Genomic DNA, 5,908 nt, shown 5'->3' on the forward strand with positions numbered 1-5,908 from the left:
CTCTAGTTTTGATAAGCCTTGATAAATAGAATCGTCTGCCTTTTGATGTCTTGCGGCAAACTGATAGGCCTGTATCAGTCCTTCATAGCCCTTTTGAATAAGCGTTTTATAACCTGTCAGCGTACTAGAGGAAATCTCGCCGTTTGCGCTTTGTCCATATAACGTTAATTCAGGTGCAATTTCCATCGGCTCTGCAAAAACAACGTGAGCATACGCTTGAAAATAAGGCGCTGCCGATTGAGTAAACATACTTACTTCTGTTTTGAAATCTTTATTGTGTTTGGATATTTCTCCTGTTTCAGGGTCCAGCACAAGCAGCGGTAATATCTCCTTCTTGTACTGCTGCTTTTTCAAATCCTCCACATTCGCAGTCAAAACATTTAAAGCATTATTGACGGCTGTTTGAGATGCTTGCGGATCAGCAGCAACAGTCTGAGCGTCCACAATCCATTGCCCAAGCCTTACGCTCGCTCCAACCGAATACTCACCATCCGTTAATACCCCATGAGCGACTGAAGCTCCATTTGCTGTCCCTATATTTTTTACCGTTGTCGCAAAAGCTGAAATCTCTTCTAACGCACGTACTAAATTCGCTTTATTCACGACAAGCCGAGCAGCCTCGTACTTCTTTTTTCCCTCTTGCAGAACAAGGTAAGCAGCCTTGATCAGCTCTTGATTGGAAACGCCAGCGCTATCGGCAATGCTTCTTGCCTGAGTGATCGTATTTTGAAAAGTAGCCTTGGAGCCTAGCAAATAGAAGCCATCGCCAGTTCCCTCCGTCGTTGTATTCAGCAGCTCATTCGAGGTTGTAAATAAAGCTTCAAGCTGCTCTAATGTTACAGCACCCGTCTCGCCTCCGCCCCCATTRCCGCCTCCATCAACGGGTAGACCTGAGATATCCAGCTGAAGCTGAACATTATACCAATTGTCATAATTTACTGAAGGAATGACGATATGAATCAAAATTTCTTGTTTCTCTTGCATGTTCTCAATATCATAGCTAACAACGACGTGATCCGGATCTAAGCCGTCCCCTGCTGGCTGAGCAGCAACGACTTGATACACTTCTATGCCGTTGATTGTGTTCCCATTGATTACTGCTTTGTCTTTACCTGGTAACTTAGCAGAAAAATGATGAAAGGAAGTATACTGCGTAACCTCATGCTGAAACTTTGCACTGCCATTAGTAATAATCAATTTGCCTGTGCTTGGATTTAGATAATCGTTAATGATTGATCGTTCATTGCTCCCATCCTTCACATAAAGATAAGGAACACTATACTCCCCATTTGGCGTTACTCCCGCCGCTGCACTCACAGGAAAGGCCGACAGCAACAATACGAGCGCCATGAGCAGCGCCGTCAATCGGCGAAATTTCATTTGCATTTCAAAAAACACTCCTTCGTCATTTAACTGCTATCGCTTATGTACCCTTGCATTTTGAACAGGAGAGCGAAACATGCCGCAGCATTGCTCTCCTGTTATTTTTAAAGCGCTATTCTAACCGTAGAGCTCGCTGATGCTTAAACGCTCCAATTGAATTGGATTGTATGAACCGTATTGTAGCCTTCAAATCCTGGTGATGGCGGAACGACAACGTGGATTTTGGCAACTTGGTTCGGTGTGAAATCAGCCACTTCAAATGTAAATTCAACGTTGCCGCCTGTATAATTAGCAGCTGCATAGCTGTATGTTCCAGTAGCAGGGTCTTGCACTTGCAAGTATTGAATGAAGCTTGAACCAGAGAATGTAACCGTTGTCGTTGTGCCATTGCTTGCTACAACTGCATCGCCTACTTTATAGGCATCAGCATAAGAATTGGCTGTATCTCCCGCGTTGCGAACGACATAGCTTACACCAGTACTTGCGAAAGCAGATGGAACAACTAGAGCTAAAGCCATTACGAGCATTAACATAACGAAACTTGTTTTTTTCATCGATTTTACCATTTAGAACACTCCTTATTTTTTAGCGAATTTGGTTTTGCTCAATAAGATAAAGGCTACTCCGACAACAATAATGATTAGGGAAATAACAAGCGGTGACAACACGCGCTTAGAAGAAGCCGCATCTGACAACTGCTGCGCAGCTTCACCTGGTGCAGGTGTATCCATATCAGCCCCAATAAGCTGAACATCGGCCTTCGGCTCTTCGTGAACAGCTGTCTCCGCAGAGTCCACTGCTAGGGTATCCTCTGAAGAGCTTGACTCTTGTGTAGATGGGGTTAAAGTCTCCTTAGGCAATGATTGCCCTTCAGCTTCAGCCGCTATCGGACTAACGGTTGGAGCAGGCGAAGCTTCGACCTGTATCTCTTTCTTAGAATCTTCTTTTTTAGAATCGACCGTTTCAGAGCTCGGCTTATCTACCTCAACCTTTGGTTTTTCTGTCACCTTATTTGTGGTTTGAGGAGCTGTTGTACCTGTCTTTGCATCGGTCTCTTTTTTTGGTTCTTTCGTGGTTGTTGCTGGTTTCTTTTCTTCTTTGACAGGGGCCTCCGCTTTGCTGATCTGCTTCAGACTGCTAGAATCGAAAACTAGACGAATCGTGTAGCTGTGATCGTAATCAATATCCTCTACCGTTACGTGGATCTTGGACTCTAACGGCGTTGTAAGATCARCAATTCCGAACTTAACAATTCTCGTATTGTCAGCTTCGTTGCTAGATACAATAGCCGTATCTATGTACCCGCCGTCACTCGGAACTTTATATTCCGTTACCCATGAGCTATGGTTTATTTGCAGTTGTACCTGCAAAGCTCCTTTGGTCACAATCAGCTTGGCTGGTTTTTCCCAATAGTCATTTGCCATCGATACCGATTCATCTTCGGCTTTCTTGACAACATAGTCTATCGAGTACGTACCATCAGCCAGTTCAGCCGCATGTGCTTCAGGTGCAAACGGAACAACGAGTAAAGTAATCATGATGAAGAAAGCCAGCACTCCAAACTTGCGAATAATTCTCTTCTCCTCCTTTACTCCTGACATCCAAGCTCGCAGCAGATTATCCGAATGGCTCTCTCTCACATCATGAATATGATAATCATTATCAATAAAAAGTTATTTTGATTATGATAATCATTATCATTGTACAATTAAAAAAAAAGCAATCTGCTGCAGAATGCATCCCCATTTCTGGAAACGCCATTCTCAGGAATGAAACTATCATGCATGCCCACATTTTGTCAACACAAAAAAAGAAAATTAGTTATTTTCTATATAATTCCTTTTTAGGTATTGACGTCCTCTGTTTTTAAGCATTATACTCTCGAAGAGATCATTGAGACTGATTATCAATAGCATTTAGCTTGGAGGTACTGCAATTGTTATGAGAACTTGTCTCCCCCTATTTGCTGTGCTTCTGTTACTCGTTTTTACAGGATGCAGTATCGGCAAAGGCAGCTCTTCAGAAATGAGCGATGGAAGTCTGATAGTAAAAGACTTTGCAGGACGCCAAATTGCCTTTAAGGAACCTCCCGCCAAAATTGTTGCACTGGGCAGCGGCGAAGCTGATATTGTGGCAGCTTTAGGAGGAAATCTAGTCGGCCGGCCTACAACATCCGCTCAGCCCGTTAATCGGGCAGTCCTCAAAGCTGAACAAATCGGAAATGCTCACGAGGTTGATTTGGAAAAAATAGCATTGCTTCGCCCTGATGTCGTGCTTGGCAATTATCCAATGAATGAGAAGGATATTCCCGTTCTTCAAGGAATCGGTGTACAGCTCCTGTTGACGGGTGCCAACTCCATCRACGACATTAACCGCCAGATTGAGCTGATAGGCCAACTTCTTCGCAAAGAAGAGCAGGCACAAGCAATTATCGCCAACATTGTTGATAAGATTGCTGTTTATAAACCTACCGATGAAGCCAACAAGCCGCGAGCGCTGCTTGTATATGGAGCACCAGGTACATTCATGGCAGCACTCCCTAATTCCTTGAGCGGCAACATACTCGAAACCGCTGGCGGAGTAAATATCGCTTCGGATTATCCGAGGCTGCAGAGCTTCCCGCAATACGCGCAGCTAAACGCAGAACGTGTTGTTGAAGCAGACCCCGACATCATTTTTTTCATGACGCATGGCAATCCCGAGGAAATCAAGAACAGCTTCATTCGTGAAATGGAGACTAATTCTGCATGGAGCAGCATATCCGCCGTCAAGCAGCAGCGTATTGAAGTGCTGCCGCAGGACCTGTTCGGTACTAACCCTGGAACTCGTGTAATCGAAGCACTTGAGCTTATGGATCGCTTGCTGAAAGAAGTGCCTAACTGAAAGGATGCTAAATAAGGATTATGAATAAAGAAACACGTACAAAAAGACGTAAGCTGGCCTTCATCATCTCACCCATATTTCTGCTTTTAAGCGTTCTTATCGGGTTAATATCTGGATCAATCACGATTCCACTGCACGAGATATGGAGCATTCTTATCAAAGGCGATTCATCGGCTCACTCCGTAATATTGCTTGATCTTAGGCTCCCTAGAGTATTAATTGGTTTATTGACAGGCGCATGCCTTGCTGCATCCGGAGCAATTCTGCAAAGTGTCATGCGCAATCCACTTGCCGATCCCGGCATTATTGGCGTTTCGGCAGGTGGCGGTCTCGCTGCTGTCATCACGATGGTGATGCTGCCGCAATTCAGCTTTTTATTGCCAGCTGCTGCTTTTGTTGGCGCCCTCTCTGCAAGTCTAATTATTTATTTTCTTTCATGGGATAAAGGTGCTTCGCCTATTAAGATTGTATTAGCCGGTGTTGCAGTAAACGCGCTCGTGGGGGCCGTTATGAATGGTGTGATGGTCGTTTACAGCGACCGGGTTCAAGCTGTGCTTCCTTGGCTTTCCGGCGGATTAAATGGACGAAGCTGGCATCATTTCAGCTTTATGCTGCCTTACGCGCTCGTTGGCCTCCTTCTTACGATACCAGCGATCAAATCAGCCAATCTGCTGCTGCTCAGCGACGATTCTGCTCGCTTGCTGGGACAAAAAGTGGAGTTGCAGCGGCTTCTGCTTATTCTCTTATCTGCTCTGCTTGCAGGAATTGCAGTAAGCGCCGCAGGTCTTGTCGGCTTCGTTGGGCTGGTTGTGCCTCATATGGTCCGCCTTCTAATTGGAGACGATTACCGTTATTTGCTGCCAGTATCCATAATAACCGGTGCTGCTCTGGTCGTCATTGCCGATGCCGCGGCTCGTTCCTTATTCGACCCTGTTGAGCTGCCGGTTGGCATCTTATTAGCTTGCATCGGCGCACCGTTCTTTTTGTATTTGCTGAGGAGGAGTAACTGGCGATGAAGGCGATTCAAACCCATTCGTTAATGCTTGAAGCAGGCATGTTCAAGCTGTCCGATGTTAATATAGAAATCCCTAAAGGTAAAATAACTGCGATAATCGGGCCAAACGGCTCAGGCAAATCAACGATGCTTAGATTAATCTCGGGTCTATTGACTCCAGATAGCGGCAGCATTCTCATTAATGAGAAGAGTACGAGCGATTATAAAAGATCCGAATATGCCAAAAGTCTTTCCATGCTGACGCAAGCCAAAGATATGCTTCCTTCGCTGACCGTTCGCGAGCTGGTCGCTTATGGGCGTGCTCCCTACCAAAAAAGCTTCCGTCAGCGGCTAACTACGGAGGATGAACGTATCATTGATTGGGCATTGCGGGCAATGCGCATTCGGCGGCACGAAGACCGAATGTTTCACACCCTCTCCGGAGGCGAGCAGCAGAAGGCGCGAATCGCCATGGCTTTAGCGCAGCAGACCGAAATTCTTTTATTAGATGAGCCAACTACCTATCTGGACATGTGTCATCAGCTCGAGGTGCTGGAGACACTCGCCAAAATAAATCGGGAATATGGAACGACGATCGTTATGGTTCTGCACGATCTGCAGCAGGCAGCCTCTTATTGCCATTATATG

The 5,908-nt window shown here is 45.5% G+C and carries 6 protein-coding genes; 3 read left to right on the plus strand and 3 right to left on the minus strand.

All coding sequences use genetic code 11. From position 1 onward, the window contains the following. The 3 genes from AC1DSE_RS28625 to isdC form a co-directional block, all read right to left on the minus strand. On the minus strand, nt 1-1,386 hold a 1,386-nt coding region (locus AC1DSE_RS28625; RefSeq protein ID WP_477528584.1), incomplete at its 3' end, for an NEAT domain-containing protein. A gap of 137 nt (nt 1,387-1,523) precedes the next feature. Further along, entirely contained in the window at nt 1,524-1,949 is a 426-nt protein-coding gene (locus tag AC1DSE_RS28630) for an NEAT domain-containing protein (protein WP_076270885.1), read from the minus strand. Between the two features lie 12 nt (nt 1,950-1,961). Then, a complete protein-coding gene (gene isdC / locus AC1DSE_RS28635) occupies nt 1,962-2,984 on the minus strand; it encodes a heme uptake protein IsdC (protein ID WP_477528585.1) in 1,023 nt (340 codons plus the stop codon). 340 nt (nt 2,985-3,324) lie between these two features. Here isdC and AC1DSE_RS28640 point away from each other — a divergent pair, with 340 nt between their 5' ends. From AC1DSE_RS28640 to AC1DSE_RS28650, 3 genes are all read left to right on the plus strand, one after another. Continuing rightward, a complete protein-coding gene (locus tag AC1DSE_RS28640; RefSeq protein ID WP_477528586.1) occupies nt 3,325-4,266 on the plus strand; it encodes an ABC transporter substrate-binding protein in 942 nt (313 codons plus the stop codon). A gap of 20 nt (nt 4,267-4,286) precedes the next feature. Continuing rightward, a complete protein-coding gene (locus tag AC1DSE_RS28645; RefSeq protein ID WP_477511066.1) occupies nt 4,287-5,282 on the plus strand; it encodes a FecCD family ABC transporter permease in 996 nt (331 codons plus the stop codon). Then, nucleotides 5,279-5,908, plus strand: a 630-nt coding sequence (locus tag AC1DSE_RS28650; protein WP_477528587.1) for an ABC transporter ATP-binding protein, incomplete at its 3' end; no start/stop codon positions are given. The genes AC1DSE_RS28645 and AC1DSE_RS28650, both read left to right, overlap by 4 nt.

Source organism: Paenibacillus sp. 01L418, from assembly GCF_056400045.1.